17 protein-coding genes are annotated in these 16,585 nt (G+C 34.3%); 8 read left to right on the forward strand and 9 right to left on the reverse strand.

Annotated features, from left to right (window positions below; translation table 11 throughout):
- Positions 1 to 40: 40 nt before the first annotated feature.
- Genes H3S74_RS08550 through fliF form a run of 6 tightly spaced genes read right to left on the reverse strand, consistent with a single transcriptional unit; the run spans position 41 to position 6,524 of the window.
- Positions 41 to 1,219 (reverse strand): flagellar hook-length control protein FliK, encoded by a 1,179-nt coding sequence (locus tag H3S74_RS08550; RefSeq protein WP_198247672.1) that lies wholly within the window; start codon positions 1,217 to 1,219, stop codon positions 41 to 43.
- The gene (gene fliJ, locus H3S74_RS08555; RefSeq protein WP_110448829.1) at positions 1,209 to 1,673 is read right to left on the reverse strand and encodes a flagellar export protein FliJ; all 465 of its coding nucleotides are present in this window, start codon (positions 1,671 to 1,673) and stop codon (positions 1,209 to 1,211) included. The genes H3S74_RS08550 and fliJ overlap by 11 nt, the downstream gene beginning before the upstream one ends.
- Before the next feature lie 17 nt (positions 1,674 to 1,690).
- Positions 1,691 to 3,034, reverse strand: coding sequence for a flagellar protein export ATPase FliI (gene fliI / locus H3S74_RS08560; protein WP_232354882.1), 1,344 nt, complete (start codon positions 3,032 to 3,034; stop codon positions 1,691 to 1,693).
- A 22-nt stretch (positions 3,035 to 3,056) separates the two neighbouring features.
- Positions 3,057 to 3,833: a FliH/SctL family protein gene (locus H3S74_RS08565; protein ID WP_198247674.1), complete on the reverse strand. Its 777-nt coding sequence runs from the start codon at positions 3,831 to 3,833 to the stop codon at positions 3,057 to 3,059.
- Positions 3,826 to 4,824 (reverse strand): flagellar motor switch protein FliG, encoded by a 999-nt coding sequence (gene fliG, locus H3S74_RS08570; protein ID WP_086358416.1) that lies wholly within the window; start codon positions 4,822 to 4,824, stop codon positions 3,826 to 3,828. Before fliG ends, H3S74_RS08565 begins: the two co-directional genes overlap by 8 nt.
- Positions 4,824 to 6,524: a flagellar basal-body MS-ring/collar protein FliF gene (gene fliF, locus H3S74_RS08575; protein WP_198247675.1), complete on the reverse strand. Its 1,701-nt coding sequence runs from the start codon at positions 6,522 to 6,524 to the stop codon at positions 4,824 to 4,826. Before fliF ends, fliG begins: the two co-directional genes overlap by 1 nt.
- A 175-nt stretch (positions 6,525 to 6,699) precedes the next feature.
- Here fliF and fliE point away from each other — a divergent pair, with 175 nt between their 5' ends.
- On the forward strand, positions 6,700 to 7,002 hold the full coding sequence (gene fliE, locus H3S74_RS08580; protein WP_034900954.1) for a flagellar hook-basal body complex protein FliE: 303 nt from the start codon (positions 6,700 to 6,702) through the stop codon (positions 7,000 to 7,002).
- Positions 7,003 to 7,340: 338 nt separating this feature from the next.
- Here fliE and fliT read toward each other — a convergent pair whose 3' ends face one another.
- From fliT to fliD, 3 genes are read right to left on the reverse strand one after another with little or no spacing between them, the layout of a single operon-like run.
- Entirely contained in the window at positions 7,341 to 7,688 is a 348-nt protein-coding gene (gene fliT, locus H3S74_RS08585; protein ID WP_181414715.1) for a flagellar protein FliT, read from the reverse strand.
- Positions 7,689 to 7,705: 17 nt separating this feature from the next.
- The gene (fliS, locus tag H3S74_RS08590) at positions 7,706 to 8,083 is read right to left on the reverse strand and encodes a flagellar export chaperone FliS (protein WP_086360376.1); all 378 of its coding nucleotides are present in this window, start codon (positions 8,081 to 8,083) and stop codon (positions 7,706 to 7,708) included.
- A gap of 9 nt (positions 8,084 to 8,092) precedes the next feature.
- Complete coding sequence (gene fliD, locus H3S74_RS08595; protein ID WP_198247676.1) at positions 8,093 to 9,526, reverse strand: flagellar filament capping protein FliD; 1,434 nt, start codon at positions 9,524 to 9,526, stop codon at positions 8,093 to 8,095.
- A gap of 557 nt (positions 9,527 to 10,083) precedes the next feature.
- Here fliD and H3S74_RS08600 point away from each other — a divergent pair.
- From H3S74_RS08600 to flgK, 7 genes are all read left to right on the forward strand, one after another.
- A complete protein-coding gene (locus H3S74_RS08600) occupies positions 10,084 to 10,896 on the forward strand; it encodes a flagellin (RefSeq protein ID WP_034900970.1) in 813 nt (270 codons plus the stop codon).
- Between the two features lie 186 nt (positions 10,897 to 11,082).
- Positions 11,083 to 11,799: an RNA polymerase sigma factor FliA gene (locus tag H3S74_RS08605; RefSeq protein WP_086358410.1), complete on the forward strand. Its 717-nt coding sequence runs from the start codon at positions 11,083 to 11,085 to the stop codon at positions 11,797 to 11,799.
- Between the two features lie 192 nt (positions 11,800 to 11,991).
- Positions 11,992 to 12,312 (forward strand): flagellar transcriptional regulator FlhD, encoded by a 321-nt coding sequence (gene flhD / locus H3S74_RS08610; protein WP_034901072.1) that lies wholly within the window; start codon positions 11,992 to 11,994, stop codon positions 12,310 to 12,312.
- A 13-nt stretch (positions 12,313 to 12,325) separates the two neighbouring features.
- The gene (flhC, locus tag H3S74_RS08615; RefSeq protein WP_198201501.1) at positions 12,326 to 12,931 is read left to right on the forward strand and encodes a flagellar transcriptional regulator FlhC; all 606 of its coding nucleotides are present in this window, start codon (positions 12,326 to 12,328) and stop codon (positions 12,929 to 12,931) included.
- Positions 12,932 to 12,989: 58 nt separating this feature from the next.
- Positions 12,990 to 13,877 (forward strand): flagellar motor stator protein MotA, encoded by an 888-nt coding sequence (motA, locus tag H3S74_RS08620; RefSeq protein ID WP_034900975.1) that lies wholly within the window; start codon positions 12,990 to 12,992, stop codon positions 13,875 to 13,877.
- Positions 13,877 to 14,764 (forward strand): flagellar motor protein MotB, encoded by an 888-nt coding sequence (gene motB / locus H3S74_RS08625; protein ID WP_198247677.1) that lies wholly within the window; start codon positions 13,877 to 13,879, stop codon positions 14,762 to 14,764. The genes motA and motB overlap by 1 nt, the downstream gene beginning before the upstream one ends.
- 163 nt (positions 14,765 to 14,927) lie before the next feature.
- Entirely contained in the window at positions 14,928 to 16,571 is a 1,644-nt protein-coding gene (flgK, locus tag H3S74_RS08630; protein ID WP_198247678.1) for a flagellar hook-associated protein FlgK, read from the forward strand.
- The last annotated feature ends 14 nt before the right edge of the window (positions 16,572 to 16,585 follow it).

Below are 16,585 nucleotides of genomic sequence, written 5' to 3' on the forward strand. Positions count from 1 at the left end.
TAGATATCAATCATTTTATAAACATTGTCATAACCGTTATTTAGGCAAAAATACTTAATCCTGATTGAACAACCTCAGTATGATGATCAATTTTTTGTTGAATTGGATTGATATCATCTAATAGTTGTTCTGTTTCAAATTGTTGTGGTTGTTGATAAGAAGATGACTGTTTAGAATCATTCATCATTGAAAAATCACTAATGTTAGTGTGTTGTAAAGTGATACCTTGTTGTTCCAATGAGGTTCTTAACATGGGGAGTGCTGATTCTAACACACCCTTAACCATATTATGCGCAACCGCCATGTGCAGATCGATTTTGTCATCAATCATGGCTAATTTAATATGTAATGAACCTAGTTCTTGTGGATTTAATTTTATTTCGGCATTTTGAATACCTTGTCTACTGATCAAACAAATTTGTTCGTTTAAAGACGCTTGCCACTTACTAATATCCATGGGCATCGGTAAATTTAAGTTTAAGATGGTTGGATTTGTTGTAGAGGTTGGCGGATTAAATAACGATGATTGGCCATTTAGATCTATTGATAAAGCCATTTCTGATGGTGTATTAGTCAAATTAGTAGTAAACAATTTATCTGTCAGAGTTGACGCTAAATCAGTTTGATGATCATTGCTATGATTATTTATCAGCGTATCTGTTGACTGTGTTTGATTAATACTCAAATGTGCATTTTTTATCGTTTGTGGCTGATTATTTTCCCAAGCTAATAAATGACTAGGATTTGGTTTATTGGTTTTGTTGATTAATTGCTCACTGTAATTAATTGAGGCAATAATTTCGGCAGCTTTTTCATCAATATTGATGCGCTGTTTGATATCATCAGTACATTGTGTATCCAACTTTGGATCAATCATGGTTGGATTAGCTTCTAATAATAGTTTAGTTTCATATATTGGTTGATTTTTCGGTTGAGCATCCGATTGTCTATTTTGCTGTATATCCTCTTGCTGATTGAGTGGCATAGAAAATAGTATGAACAACTCTTCACTTTCCATTCGTTCTTTCTGCTCTAACTCATTGTCTTTTAAGCTTGCAGCATTAACGTGATTATTATTATCACTTCGCCATTGCTGTTTTTCGGTAAGTTGTAATAATTTTTGGAAAAAATCATCATCAAGAATAGATAACTGGTTGTCGTTCAATTCAAATTGTTGAGATGAGATTAATGGAATATCGCTAAACTGATTAATATTCATTCAATGTTCTCCTTGCTATCTGCTGCTGAGCAAATTCATCGGTTAATTTTTGTTGTAAACGACTCTGTTGTAGTAACAGTTTTTTATGTTGTTTATCTAATAATGTAGTATAAGTATTTAGGCTTTTTTGTGATTGATTAAGCTCATTGGTGATCTGCTTTTGTTTTATATCTAAAGTTAATAGTAGTTTTTTTTGTTGAGCTATACCTTGTTCAATAGCTGTAATAAAAGCATTAAAATTATTTAATTCCGATCCCTTAATGCCACTGGATAAAGCATTATTTAGCCGTTGTTGGTACTCGTGATAATAATCATTTAATACATTTAGTTGTGATTGTGCATTACGTTTATTTTCGTGTGCATGTTTTAATTTAATCAATTTTTCATCAACTGCTTTTTCAGCGAGCTTTTTTAACGTTATAAATGCAAATTTACCATGATGTTGATTGGCCATAATTCTTTCCTAATTTATCAGCGAGCAGCAACAATATTGATTAATTGTTGATAAGCGTCTTGATAACTACAATGCTCATTGATTCCTTGTTGTAAAAATTGCTGCATAGCTGGAAAAAGTGAGATAGCTTTATCTAATAATGGATCGGTTCCAGCTACGTAAGCACCAACATTAATCAAGTCCCGATTGCGCTGGAAACTTGAAAATAATTGTTTAAATAACCGTGATTTTTTTTCATTTTCTGGCGGGGTAAGATCGGTCATTACACGACTGATTGACGCTTCGATATCAATGGCTGGATAATGCCCCGATTCAGCTAGTGAACGTGATAACACTATATGACCATCAAGAATTGCCCTTGCTGAATCAGCAATAGGATCTTGTTGGTCGTCACCTTCGGTTAATACAGTATAAAAAGCAGTAATTGCACCTTTTCCTTTGGCATCATTACCTGCTCTTTCAACTAATGCTGGCAATTTTGCAAATACTGATGGTGGATAACCTTTGGTTGCCGGCGGTTCACCGATGGCTAAGGCTATTTCCCGTTGTGCCATGGCATAACGGGTTAGTGAATCCATGATCAGTAATACATTAAACCCTTGATCACGAAAATTTTCGGCAATTTTTGTGGCATAAGCTGCACCTTGTAGACGTAATAATGGCGATACATCGGCTGGTGCCGCGACAACTACTGAACGCGCTAAGCCTTCTTCACCAAGGATATTTTCGATAAAATCTTTTACTTCCCTGCCTCGTTCGCCAATCAGACCAACTACAATAATATCAGCTTTGGTATACCTAGCCATCATGCCAAGTAGTACACTTTTACCAACACCAGAACCGGCAAAAAGCCCCATTCGTTGACCTTGGCCAACGGTTAATAATGCATTGATAGCACGAATGCCGACATCTAATACTTGATGAATAGGTGTGCGAGTCAGAGGGTTTAGTGATTTATTGATTAATCCTTCATATTCAATATTTTCTGGTAAAGGTTTGCCATCCAATGGTTTGCCCATTGCATCAACTATTCGTCCTAATAACCCTGTACCAATAGGTAAAACTTTATGGCTAAAATGGGTTAAATCATATTGTGAGGTATATACTCTGGCATCAAGTAATATGCCATCGGTTGATTCAAATGGCATCAAATATAAGGTTTTACCATTAAAACCAATAACTTCACACTCAACGGCTTGTACTTTTCCATCTAATTGCCGTTCGACAAAGCAGTTAGAACCTAAAGGTAATTTTAAGCCCACGGCCTCTAAAACCAAGCCCGAAGCTTTAACTAAGCGACCATATTGACGGATTAACGATGTTGACTGTAATTTTTGTTGCGCACAATCAATTTTAGTCATCCATTGCCTACAAAAGTCCACCTTAATGTTCAACTCCATGTACATTATCTGAGATGATTTGCCAATGATGGGTTACACTGGCGTCGATCTCATTGGTTTGGGTAAATATTTTGCAACCCCCTAATTCGATATTGGCATCGGCTATAAACTGCCATTGCTGTGGTTGCAACTCATTATTCAGTTGTGGTTCAAGCCATAACAAGTCTGTTGGATTGATTCGTACTACAATTGGTGGGTTAACAATTGTATTTTGTTCAATTAATGATTTTATAATATGTAATAATTGTTTTTGTTTTACTTTTGATAATGAACCAACTGTTTTTTCGGCAGCAAGTAAAGCTAAGTCAAATAGCTTTGGTACAATTTTCTCATCAATTTGGCTAATCGATTGTTGAAAGCTGATTGCTAAATTTTTGATGGCATTTATGCTAGTTAGTTTTTCTGCCGTTAACTGGTGTTCTATTGTGTCCAGCCCTTCTTGGTGACCGAGAGTGAATCCTTGCTCATAGCCAGTCTGTTTGCCAATATTGAAACCTTCTTCTTTACCTAAATTAAAGCCTTCTTGGTATGCTTCATCTCTTGCTTGTTGTTTAATATTTTCGAGTTCTAGCAATATTGTCGGGCTATTAATATCAAAAGAGTCTTCATCTTGATCATCGTGGCTATCTGGCTCTAATGGTGGCGCAAATTCTTCCAACTCTTCTGGCTGTTGCTGGCTGGTTAATGGTGATAATTCGCTAAGTGCCAAATCTTGGAAATGAAATGGTTTCCAACTTACACTATTAGTATGATTATACATATTCATCATCACCACTTGTTAAGATCATCTCACCAGTTTCTGCTAAGCGCCGTGCAATAACCAAAATTTTCTTCTGTTCGGTTTCGACTTGCGACAAGCGAACTGGTGGTCTGTTTTCTAAATCTTCTCGTAATATTGAGGCAGCTCGTTGTGACATATTTGCTAATAGCTTGTCGCGTAGCGTTTCTGTTGCCCCTTTCATGGCGATGATTAAGGTTTCATTATCCACCTCTTTGAGTAGACGTTGGATACTTCTATCATCGACATCAATCAGATTTTCAAATAGGAACATTTCATCAATGATTTTTTGAGCAAGCTCATTGTCATAATCTCGTAATGCATTGATAACCAATTCTTCTTGTTGTGATTTCATCAGATTGATAATTTCTGCTGCGGTGCGGATGCCACCCATGTTATTAAGTTTAATATTTTGTCCATGTAGTAAGGTTGATAATGATGTCGATAACACTTCTAATGCTGATGGCTCTACACCACCGAAAGTTGCAATACGTAGCATGACGTCATTACGTAATTGGTCATCAAATAAATTTAAAATCTCAGCAGCTAAATCGCGATTTAAATGTACTAAAATGGTGGCGATAATTTGTGGATGTTCTTTTTTAACTAAATCAACCGCGCGTGCAGCATCGACAAAGTTAAGCATTTTTAAACCATCAGTGGTATCTTCGATATCGGTATCTAATAGTTCATCAAGTAATCGGTTAGCTTTATCACTACCAATTGATTTTTCTAGAACTTTTCTTAAATAGCCATTGGTATCTGTATTTAATACTGCACAATCATCAAGAGTATTTTGACACTCATTAAGAATATTTTTCAGTTGTTCTTGAGTTAATTGTGGCAATCCCATCATGGCACTACTAATTTTTTGTACCTCTTTGTGGTTTAAAAATTGCATTACTTTGGCTGCTAATTCTTCACCTAAAATCATTAAAATTGTCGCTGCTTTTTGCGCTTCAGTTAAATTCATTACTCGGTGTCCTTTTTGTTCATCCAACCACGTATAATCAGAGCCATTACACGAGGATCTTTCTCGACAATTTTGCGGATGTATTGCTGTTGTTGCATATTATCTTCAAAAATCTTCTGTTGCAGTTTACTGTGTGCTTTGTAATCAAGCTTATCTTCACTAGCCATTGTGCCATCAGATGATCTGTTATCAGTATTAAGATATTGTCTTTGAATTTTAATCCATATCGAGCGTAATACTTTGCGCCATGCAAACCAGATTATTAAAATATAAATCAGATATTTAATTGCGACTTTCAGCATGTCGAAAACTTCATGTTTTTGTAAAAAGACAATGGCGGCATTTTCATCTTCAATTTGATCGGTAAATTTCAAATTAGCCACTGTTAATGAATCACCACGCAAGTCAGAAAACCCCATTGCTTGACGGGCAAGCGCTTCAATATGGGTCAGTTCCTCTTGATCTAGTTTTACCCATTTTTCAACAGCTTCCTGTTCTGAATTTTCTTCATTTGCCGATGTGATTTCATCGGCTGAAATAAATTTATAATTAACTAAAACAGCGACAGATAAACGCTTGATACGACCTTCAGGGATTTTGCTATGAATAACTTGACGATTAACTTCAAAGTTCAATGTTTTATTTGACTGTAAATGATACATTTTTTGTTTATCGTCTTTATCTTTGCTATCGCTCTCACCATCAATTGGTGCACTAGGCGTTGGTACCGGTTGATTAGATAATGCGCCCGGCACACCACCGATAATATTGCTTGATGCTAATTGGCTATTTTCAATTTGTTGCTTACTACGAATAGTTTGGTTGCTGGCATCGCTATTGGGATCATAAATTTCTGATGTTGACTCTTGCCGACTAAAATCGATATCCGCATTCACTTGTACCTTAACATTTTGTTGTCCCAAAATAGGGATAATAATTTTTTCTACTCGTTCTCGAACTAGATTTTCAATGCGTTCACTATATTCTAATTGGGCAATATTAACGTTACTGTCACGGTATCTTTCACCGGTTAATAAATTGCCTTTTTGATCAATAATCGTCACCTTATCCGCTTGTAATTCTGGCACACTACTAGAAATTAAATGAATGATGGCGTCAATTTGACCTTGAGATAAAGCTCGACCTGGTAATAAAGTTAGTGCAACAGAGGCGGAAGGGAATTTTCTTTCTCGAACAAATAAAGAGGGTTTAGGCATTGCTAAATGCACTCTGGCATCATCTACACTACTAATAATTGCAATGGTTCTCGATAGTTCGCCTTCTAATGCTCGTTGATAGTTGATTTGTTCATTAAACTGACTCATGCCAAAACTTTCTTTGTCGAGTAGTTCAAAACCAATTGCGCCACCTTTAGGCAAACCCTGCTGGGCTATTCGTAAACGAGTATGATAAATTTGATTTTGGGGAATTAAGATAGTTGTGCCAGAGGATGAAAATTTGTAGGGAATATTTAACTTATCAAGTTGGCTAATGATTTCACCGCCATCCTTATCATTCAAATTACTAAATAATACGCCATAATTATCGTCTTTAAGCCATAAGTAAGTAATACTACTAATTGCTATTACAATTACTCCTACAATAAGGAGTAGCATTTTACGATTTATTTTTAATTGATTAATAAAAGGTAACTTACTCAATATTGATTCGCCTTTGTTACCAACTGCCTGGCTATCCATATGTATCCTAACACTAAACTGACTAGATTAATTCTAGGGTTTATTATCTGTGTATTTAAAAAAATCAATAGCTAAAAAAGCATATGCTTTACCCTTTAGTTATCGCTTTTAGATTGTTATCTTTATGATAATTTACGTTATAACTTGATTAAGACGAATAACCGTGACCTTTATTATGAATAGTATTGATGCCTTTAATAGCACAACATTAACCCAACTTGATTTTTCACATAAGCAATCTATTAATCATAGTGAACAAAATTTTATGGCTGAATTAAAAATGGCATTAGATAAAATCAGTCAAACACAAATAGACGCTAGCCAGCAAGCCAAAGCATTTGAGATGGGTGAAGCCAATATCGCATTAAATGAGGTGATGGTTAGCATGCAAAAGTCTTCAGTTTCTTTACAATTTGGTATTCAAGTTCGCAATAAATTAGTCGCAGCATATCAAGAAATTATGAATATGAATGTTTAAACCTTTATCGGATGGTTACTTATCGACTAGATGATAATATTTTGGTTTAAAAAATAGTATTAATTAATCACCAATTTTTATCCTAAATTGGCTTAACCTCACCACTATTGTTATTACAACGACTATCGAGATACTCGCTATAAGATTATTTTTGAAGTTAAAAATGCTTTAGTTATTGCGAAGTGAGCTAGTCACCAGTACAAGCAAAGTGTATACATTAACGATGTAAAATTAATCAAAAAAAGTTTGCGGAGTGGGGTTTTTGGCAGATAAAGATAGCTAAAAAACCCCGTTCCTCAATTATTTTTATTCTTTTTTTTAACTACTCTGTGAATAATCTAAACTAAATTGGCGATTGTTTGGTAGCTATCTATTTTGGCTTGATAATCAACCTGCTCACCAATTAATTGGCTTAATTCATTATGTCGAAGATGGATTAATTGCTTTAATTGCTCATGATAACTAAGAATATTATTGATATACATTTGAAGAATATCTTGTTGTGATAATGGTATATTATCAATAGTAGTTAACCCATTTTTGAGTTGAATATCACGTGCTAACTGCTGATATTTAGTTTGCCAACTAATTAATAATTCCCAATTTTCTTGTTGTGCATTAATTAGCATTTGCTCAACAACATAATTAAGTTGCTCGTATTGTTCTAGTACTAGACTGGTATTCAATGTTGCTACATCCATAACTATGCTATCTCTCGCCAAGCTTGGGCAATATTATTAAGCAGATCAAAACAAGTTTGCAGTATTTGCGTATCATTATGTAGATTAGCGAAAACCAGTTGCTGACTGATGTATTGATATAACTGATCTAAATTTTCAGCAATTTCACCGCCTTGCTCTAAATCAAGGCAACTTTTAAGCCCATTATCAATGATATTAATAGCTTTAGAAATGGCTTTTCCTTTACCAGCAATATTACCCTTTTGTATATATAACTCAGCTAAGCGAATAGCATTTAATGCGCCATCAAATAACAAAACAATAAGCTGATGAGGTGAAGCCTGACTAACGCTGGTTTCTAAATTAACTTGTTTATAAGCTTGAGATCCCATTTTATACATTGTTATGCCTTATTTTTTCAAATTCGCCATCATTTCAAATTGGGTGGTAAGATAATTACTCATACCATTTAATTCATTGATTAAGATATCTAGTTTTGTGAATTGTACCCGATAACGCTCGATAGTTTGGTCAATAGAGTTATTAACTTGGTCATAGCGTTTATCTAATGATTTTAAGGTAGAATTTAAACCGTTAGTTGCCGTATCAATCATGCCGTCGCTATCAATAAAGCTACTTACTTTGGCAAAGACTTCGTTGGCAATGCCAGTTGTTTCACCATCACCAGTAAATAAAATGGCGACTGCTTCACTGTTTTCTTTAAGGTTTTTTTCTAATTCGTTTTCTTTAATTACCAGCTTGCCATTACTATCCATATTGATACCAATTTGTGCTAATACCGATAATTCTCCTGTTTGACCTTTAGAAAATATAGAGCGAATACTTTGATCAATATTACGTAGAGTTGAATCACCAATCAGTGGGCCATTACTATTATTTAATTCATCTGAATTGGCATCACCAGCGGTAAATTGCGTTAAGCTTGATATGGTTGATTGTAATTGATTAAAGGCATCAACCCACTCTTTAAGGGCTTCTTGAGCTTTGTCATTGTCAGCGCTGATGGTTAAATTTTGCGCTGTTGTAGTGACTGCTTTTAATGTGATATCGACACCAGGAATAACCTCTTTAACGGTATTTGATGAGCTATTAATCGTTATACCATTAAAGCTAAATTTAGCATCTTGCGCTTTAGCTACTTCACTCATAGCTGATGAATCAGCTTGATTAGCATTAAAACCAATTAGTGAATTAAGTTTATCATCATCGGATGAAATAGAAGTAATGGCTTGTTGTTCACCAGTTTCTTTCGATGTGATAACCAGTTGATAGCTATCAGTTCCAGAACGGACAATAGTGGCATTTACCGTTGTGTCACTTGTTGAACCATCTTCATTAATCACCTTAGCTTGATTGATTGCATTAGCAATCGATTCGAGCGATGTATCATCTTTGCCTAACGTGATGTTTAATTTTTGGCCATTAGCTTGTTCTATTGTGAGGGTACGGGTTTCATTATCATTACCTAACGTTGATGTTTTATCATTTATAGCATTCGTGGCAACACTATGCGCAGTGGCAAGTTGTTCGACGCTAACCGCATAATTACCTAATTGGGCCTTGCTATTTACATTAGTGGTAAAATAGTTGTCATTACCAGATGCAAAACGCGCTTGAAACAGCTCTTTTTTTTGCAGTTTTGCTGTTGCGCTGTTGAATGTTGATAATGCACTTTTTAATTTACCAAAACCGCTTATTTTATTATTAACTGCTTTTTGTTGGGCTTTTATCGGTGTAAGACGATTTTTCTCAACGGCTTCTAATTGATCTAATACTTCATTTAAATCAATACCAGAACCAATTCCTAATATACTCATTGCCATGATTGATTATCCTAATATAAATTCTTTCATCCCTTGTTTTATCGACCAATACCGTAAAAAGTTTAGCTGTTTTTAGTTTTTTATCTTTACTAATAAATAAGTCGGTTTTGGCAATGAGAATATTGATAATCAGTTTTATCTATTAAAAAATGAGTTAGTTATCTCAATCAATAGTGTTGTTAGCTGTCCTTTATGTTGCCTAACATTAAAATTGTGTAGTGAAACTTTCAATATCATTACTATTGATTGATTAGAAAATATATTGCTATGAATTAAACGGGGACAAACTTAAGTTTTGTTGCCACAAATTAAGGCTATCAACCAGTCGATTCAGCGATACATAACTTCAATTACTACACATATAAACATCTATGATGCCCTTTAATCATGTTCATCAAACAACTTAGTTATTCCGCTTTATTTAACCTCAATAAATAAAAATTCAAAAAAATATTAAAGTTTCCTTTTTTAATACCGATAACTAAACCATCAGCATATATATTGAATTGTTTTTCAATATCTCGTTGATCTAACTAATCATATTAAAGGAGATAAAAATGGCACAAGTAATTAATACTAATACTATGTCTTTAATGGCAAGAAACAACCTTAATCATTCTCAAAGCGTGCTTGGAACTGCAATTGAGCGTCTATCATCTGGTATGCGTATCAACAGTGCTAAAGACGATGCCGCTGGTCAAGCAATCGCTAACCGTTTTTCTTCTAGTATTCGTGGTTTAACTCAAGCTGCACGTAATGCCAATGACGGTATTTCAATTGCACAAACTACAGAAGGTGCGTTAAACGAAATCAATAATAACGTACAACGTATTCGTGAATTAACTGTTCAAGCAGCAAACGGTACTAACTCTGAAAGCGATCTTGTATCAATCCAAAATGAAATCGATCAACGTTTACAAGAGATCGACCGTGTATCAGCACAAACTGACTTCAATGGTACTAAAGTATTATCAGAAGACAAAACCCTTAACATTCAAGTTGGTGCAAATGATGGTGAAATCATTGCTATCAATTTAAAACAAATTGACAGCGACAAATTAGGTTTAGCTAGTTTTAATGTATCAGATGCGCCAACCGCAGATCCATTAAAAACAATTGATGCGGCATTATCAAAAATTGATGAATTACGTGGTGAGCTTGGTGCGGTACAAAATCGTTTTGAGTCAACTGTAACTAACATCAACAATACTGTAAATAACTTAAGTTCAGCACGTAGCCGTATTGAAGATGCAGATTATGCTGAAGAAGTATCAAATATGACTCGTGGTCAAATCTTACAACAAGCAGGTACTTCAGTATTAGCACAAGCTAACCAAGTACCACAATCAGTATTGTCTTTATTACAATAAAACAATACAAGTACATAACTAGAATTTCGGTCACTCTAATTTTGTACGATAACAATAGTGGTATTTTTTAATACCACTATTGTTAATAATGTTAATTACCTATTTTTTAATATCTTATTCTTGCCATTAATTCAATCAATTATCGTCATAATAATCATTAGCATTTTTTTACATTGGTTCAGAAAAATGAGTGATAGCCTGTATAACTCTCAAGGTGTAGTGAATCAAATCGATTGGCAACAATATCTATATTTAGTTCGTAATGAAGCGTTGAAATTAGCTGTTCGATTGCCAACAACGATTGAACTTGATGACTTACTGCAAGTTGGTTATATAGGTTTATTAGAGTCTATAAAACGCTATGATGCATCTCAAGGTTATACTTTTACTACCTTTGCTACTCCGAGAATAAAAGGGGCTATGCTAGATGAATTGCGTAGTCGAGATTGGTTACCACGGCAAACACGGAAAAAAATTAAAGATGTCACTAATGCTATTAATGAATTAGAACAAAAATTAGGCATACCTCCCAATGATCAGCAGATTGCTGCTCATCTGCAATTATCTCTGACTGAATATCACAAAGTATTATTAGATTCAAATTATAGCCAAATCTGTTCTTATGATGAGATTCACAAAAAACTCGGCGATAATTTGGATGCGTTAATTGAGCCTGACGCCGATAACAATCCTTTCGCTTCCATTATTAATGATGAAATTCGCAATATTATTGTTCAACAAATTGGTAACTTACCAGAAAAAGAAAAAATGGTTTTAGCTCTCTATTATCAAGAAGAATTAAATTTAAAAGAGATTGGAAAAGTGTTGGATATTAGCGAATCTCGAGTAAGTCAATTACATAGCCAAGCAATTAAACGAATACAAAGTAAAATTGTTTTATAAAAAAAAGAATTAAAACAGTAAAACATGGAAAAATAAATCGAAAATAAATTGAAATGATTTTTTTATTGACCTTTCGAGTTTAAAAATGTAACTTTAAGTTTAAAAAAGTAGTGTTAGTTGTATTTTATTAATTTTGCGTTTTTTTTATGCGAGCGCAAACAGATATGGATTGTGGTGGTTAAATTGGGAAATATACAAGATGACGATATTTTGAAATGTATTCATCATTTAAATCTTTCAACGCTTTTATTAAGTCAAAAGATGCTTGAAAAAGATAAAGTGATGGCGATGTATCGATTAGGAATTGATGAAAAAACAGCTGATATCTTGAGTAATTTAAGTGCTTCTCAAATGTTGGTTCTATCTGAAACCAATCAATTAACATTTCAATTTAGATTTAAAAATTCGGCAATGATGGAAAAATTAACTGAGGAATCTCGCGTTAGTGATATAAAGCAGATGCATACAGGGATCCTTCTATCAAGCTTACTTTTAGATTCAATTAATAAGTAGGTAGATGATAAAGATGAGTAGCACAAGTATTATTCAAAAGTATAAAGAAGTTCAATTAGCTATTCGATTAATTTCACTCGGCGCTAGAATCCAAATGTTAGAAAGTGAAACCAATTTAAGCCGTGGTAAATTAATTAAATTATATAAAGAAATTCAAGGATGTCCTCCTCCTAAAGGTTTACTTCCCTTTTCAACTACGTGGTTTATGACTTGGGAGCCCAATATTCACTCAAGTATGTTTTATAATGCTTACCATTTTTTAGTTAAAAATGGCATTAAACCTGGTGTTCAGGCCATTTTAAAAGCCTATCAACTCTATTTAGAACAGTGTTCCTTTCCTCAAGATGAAGAGCCTATTTTAGGATTAACCCGAGCATGGATTTTAGTTAAATTTGTTGAAAGTAATGTTATGCAGCAGTCAAGTTGCAAGGAGTGCAAAGGGCGATTTATTACCCATGCTTATCAACCGCATAATAGCTTTGTGTGCAGTTTATGCCAGCCACCATCAAGAGCAGAAAAAAATAATAAAACACATAAAGAGAGTCATGCCAAATGTTTACAAGTTTTATCAATACCAAATGCATTTAATTTAGTCACAGCAAATCAGGTAACAATTTAAGTAAACATTAAGCTGTAAAACAGAGTTAGTTATATTTTATGGAGATAAAGGAAAGCCAATGCTAATAATTATAGGATATATTGTGGTTATCGCTTCAGCCTTAGTCGGCTATGTGCTAAGTGGCGGGTATTTGGCGGTACTTTTTCAGCCATTAGAGTTTCTCATTATTGGTGGGACAGCTATTGGTGCTTTCATTGTCAGTAATGAAAAGAAAGTTATCAAAGCGACACTTAAATCGCTAGGTAATTTATTTAAAACCTCAAAATATAATAAAACACTTTATTTAACATTAATTAATTTAATGTACACCATATTAACTAAAGTGCGTCAAAGTGGTGGCTTATCGATTGAAGAAGATATCGATAATCCCAAGGAGAGTGAGTTATTTAAAAAATACCCACTTATTTTAGCCAATCCGCAAGTTTGTGATTTTATCACTGATTATTTACGTTTGATGATCAGTGGCAATATGGAAGTATATGAAATCGAAGCACTAATGAATGAGGAAATAGAAACCTATACTCATGAACTTGAAAAACCAGCTGATGCTATTGCTAGCGTCGGTGATGGTTTACCCGCTTTTGGTATTGTGGCAGCAGTTATGGGGGTTATTAACACCTTAGCACAAGCTGACCGACCAGCTAGCGAATTGGGTGAGCTTATTGCCCATGCTATGGTTGGTACCTTTTTAGGTATTTTACTTGCTTATGGTTTTGTGTCGCCTTTAGCAGCATTATTAAGGCAAAAAAATGCCGATACAGTAAAAATTTTAGAATGTACTAAAGTGATTCTTATTGCCAGTATGCATGATTATGCTCCGCAAATTTGTATTGAGTTTGGTCGCAAAACAATTTTTTCCCACGAACGGCCATCTTTCTTTGAATTAGAAAAATATATTCAAGAAGTGAAAGATAAAAACGCTAACCCAACAGAAAATAATGAATAATGAAAAAGAAGTCAGTAAGAATAATTATTTCTAAAAAGAAATCCGGTCATGGCGGTGGCCATCATGGTGGATCATGGAAGATTGCTTATGCTGACTTTATGACGGCGATGATGGCGCTATTTCTCGTCATGTGGTTAATTGCTAAGTCCAGTCCACAAGAGTTACAAGGCATTGCTGAATACTTTAGAACACCATTGATATTAGGTCAAAATGGTGGCAAAAATATCAGTGATAGTGAAAGTCCGATACCGGGTGGTGGCGATGATGTATCTAAAAATGTAGGTGAAGATAAAAATACCATATTGAATGTCGAGTCTGATTTGAATCAAGATGAAAAAAAGCAATTAATTGATACAGCGAATAAAATATATGAAGTATTTGAACTTGATCCTCGATTGCAGAAATTAGCCGCTAATCTTATTGTTGAACTAACAGAAATGGGGCTAAGAATTCAGATTTTAGCCACCGATGATAAACCGATGTTTGATGTTGGTAGTGCGGTTATTCATCCTAATATGCAAGAAATTTTGTATGCTTTAGCGCCAATCATAAATTCGTTACCTAATAAAATGACGTTATCTGGTCATACTGATGAGCGTCAGTATATAACCGGCGATCGTGGTTATAGTAACTGGGAGTTATCCGCAGATAGAGCAAACTCATCAAGAAGAGAGTTGATAGCTGGTGGATTAGATTCCAATAAAATCATTCGTATTATTGGTTTAGCCGATACGGTGGGATTAAATAACCCAAATTACAGCAAAGATGCCAATCGTCGTATTAGTATTTTAATTTTGAACAAATCAGCACATCAGTATATTGAAGATGAAAATACCATGACTGGCATCGATTTTTTAAAACAGGCCAAACAAATTAAATCAGAATAATATCAACATAAATACTCAGATTAAGCTGGTTAAAAAATTAAAATCAAAAAAAATCCATTTTTATCTAAAAATAACTAAAGTTTTTAAATTGTAGGCCGATATAAATAATAACACTTTAGTTTAATAATTTTATTATTAACTGAGATTATATTTAGGAGCCTTTATGTCAAATTCATTGATGAATACCGGTATTAGTGGATTAAATACAGCACAAAATATGCTTAATGTGATTAGCAATAATATTAGTAATGCACATACAGTTGGTTATAATCGCCAGCAGCAAATTTTGCGTCAAGCAAACGGCACTAAGTATAATTTTGGCTTTGTAGGTAATGGTGTTGCGGTATCATCAGTTAACCGCGCATATAACAGTTTTGTGGTTGGTCAATTACGCCAATCACAATCGCAAAATGGTTCGATAAAAGCCTATTACAATGAATTATCAAAAGTCGATAATTTACTAGCTGAAAACGAAAACAGTATTTCCTCACAATTAAATAATCTGTTTGCTAGCTTAAATAAGCTCTCTTCCAATGCGGGTGATGCAGCAACGAAACAGACAGTGATTAGTGATCTTACCTCTTTAGTCAGCCAGTTCAATAAAACGGAATTGAATTTAAAAAATCAGATTGCCAATATCAATACTGAACTGACAAATAACATAGATAAAGTTAATACTTATACCCAACAAATTGCCGATCTCAATCAAAAAATTGCCAAATTACAGGCTGTCAGTGGTGGTCATGAACCTAATTCTTTACTAGATGAACGAGATCAATTGGTAACTGAATTAAGCGAACTGATTGGTATAACTGTTAGCGAGCAAAATGGCCAATATAATATTTCGCTTAGCAATGGTTTAAGCTTAGTACAAGGCGCATCGACAAATCAGTTAGCGGTGCAGCCTTCGGCCTCTGATCCTGCCTTAAATACGATTATTTACACCCATAATTCTGGTGCGACACAAGAACTGACAAGTCAAAATATCGCATCAGGCCGATTAAATGGATTATTAGCTTTTCGTGATGGACCACTCCTTGAAGCTCGCAATCAATTAGGGTTGCTGGCGTTAAATTTAGCTGAGCGCTTTAATGAAGTTCATACGTCTGGCGTTGATGTTAATGGCGATCCTGGCGAAAAACTATTTGATTATCACAAACCAACTAGTATTGCTAATAGCCAAAATCAAGGTAATGCTACCGTTAAAATGGATTATAACTCGGTAACAGAAGTCAAAGCTTCTGATTATAAAATAGAGTTCAATGGCAATGATTGGGTAGTAACCAGATTATCAGATAATCAACAAATTACCCCACAAGTTAGCGATGGTAAGTTAGTGTTTGACGGCTTATCGATTGAAATTACTGGCAATGCGGTTGCTGGTGATAGCTTTTTACTTAAACCTGTTGCCGATGTAGCCTCATCATTACAGTTACTGGTTAAAGATGTAAATAAACTCGCTACCGGTATTAACGATGATGAAAATGGTAGTGGTGATAATCGAAATGTGGCAAAACTACTTGATATACAAAATGAAAAACTAGTTAATGGGACTAAAACTTTAAATAGTGCATATACATCATTAGTTAGTTATATAGGTAGTGAGACGCAGACAGCTAAAATTTCAGCGCAATCGAGCCAAAATATCACTCAAGAAATTTATGAACAGAATCAATCTATCTCTGGTGTGAATATCGAAGAAGAATATATTTCTATGCAAGTTTATATGCAATATTACCAAGCAAATGCCAAAGTTATTGATGTGGCAACGACAATATTTGATACCATTTTAGGTTTGGCCAAATAATAAAAGGATTTAAA

It is taken from the genome of Gilliamella sp. W8126 (assembly GCF_016102185.1).
In the GTDB taxonomy this organism is placed as follows: Bacteria; Pseudomonadota; Gammaproteobacteria; order Enterobacterales; family Orbaceae; genus Gilliamella; species Gilliamella apis_A.

What these genes read in the sequence shown, in the direction of transcription:
- H3S74_RS08550 (WP_198247672.1), bottom strand. Translation starts at nt 1,219, where the DNA reads ATGAATATTAATCAGTTTAGCGATATTCCATTAATCTCATCTCAACAA.
- fliJ (WP_110448829.1), bottom strand. Translation starts at nt 1,673, where the DNA reads ATGGCCAATCAACATCATGGTAAATTTGCATTTATAACGTTAAAAAAG.
- fliI (WP_232354882.1), bottom strand. Translation starts at nt 3,034, where the DNA reads ATGACTAAAATTGATTGTGCGCAACAAAAATTACAGTCAACATCGTTA.
- H3S74_RS08565 (WP_198247674.1), bottom strand. Translation starts at nt 3,833, where the DNA reads ATGTATAATCATACTAATAGTGTAAGTTGGAAACCATTTCATTTCCAA.
- fliG (WP_086358416.1), bottom strand. Translation starts at nt 4,824, where the DNA reads ATGAATTTAACTGAAGCGCAAAAAGCAGCGACAATTTTAATGATTTTA.
- fliF (WP_198247675.1), bottom strand. Translation starts at nt 6,524, where the DNA reads ATGGATAGCCAGGCAGTTGGTAACAAAGGCGAATCAATATTGAGTAAG.
- fliE (WP_034900954.1), top strand. Translation starts at nt 6,700, where the DNA reads ATGAATAGTATTGATGCCTTTAATAGCACAACATTAACCCAACTTGAT.
- fliS (WP_086360376.1), bottom strand. Translation starts at nt 8,083, where the DNA reads ATGTATAAAATGGGATCTCAAGCTTATAAACAAGTTAATTTAGAAACC.
- fliD (WP_198247676.1), bottom strand. Translation starts at nt 9,526, where the DNA reads ATGGCAATGAGTATATTAGGAATTGGTTCTGGTATTGATTTAAATGAA.
- H3S74_RS08600 (WP_034900970.1), top strand. Translation starts at nt 10,084, where the DNA reads ATGGCACAAGTAATTAATACTAATACTATGTCTTTAATGGCAAGAAAC.
- H3S74_RS08605 (WP_086358410.1), top strand. Translation starts at nt 11,083, where the DNA reads ATGAGTGATAGCCTGTATAACTCTCAAGGTGTAGTGAATCAAATCGAT.
- flhC (WP_198201501.1), top strand. Translation starts at nt 12,326, where the DNA reads ATGAGTAGCACAAGTATTATTCAAAAGTATAAAGAAGTTCAATTAGCT.
- motA (WP_034900975.1), top strand. Translation starts at nt 12,990, where the DNA reads ATGCTAATAATTATAGGATATATTGTGGTTATCGCTTCAGCCTTAGTC.
- motB (WP_198247677.1), top strand. Translation starts at nt 13,877, where the DNA reads ATGAAAAAGAAGTCAGTAAGAATAATTATTTCTAAAAAGAAATCCGGT.
- flgK (WP_198247678.1), top strand. Translation starts at nt 14,928, where the DNA reads ATGTCAAATTCATTGATGAATACCGGTATTAGTGGATTAAATACAGCA.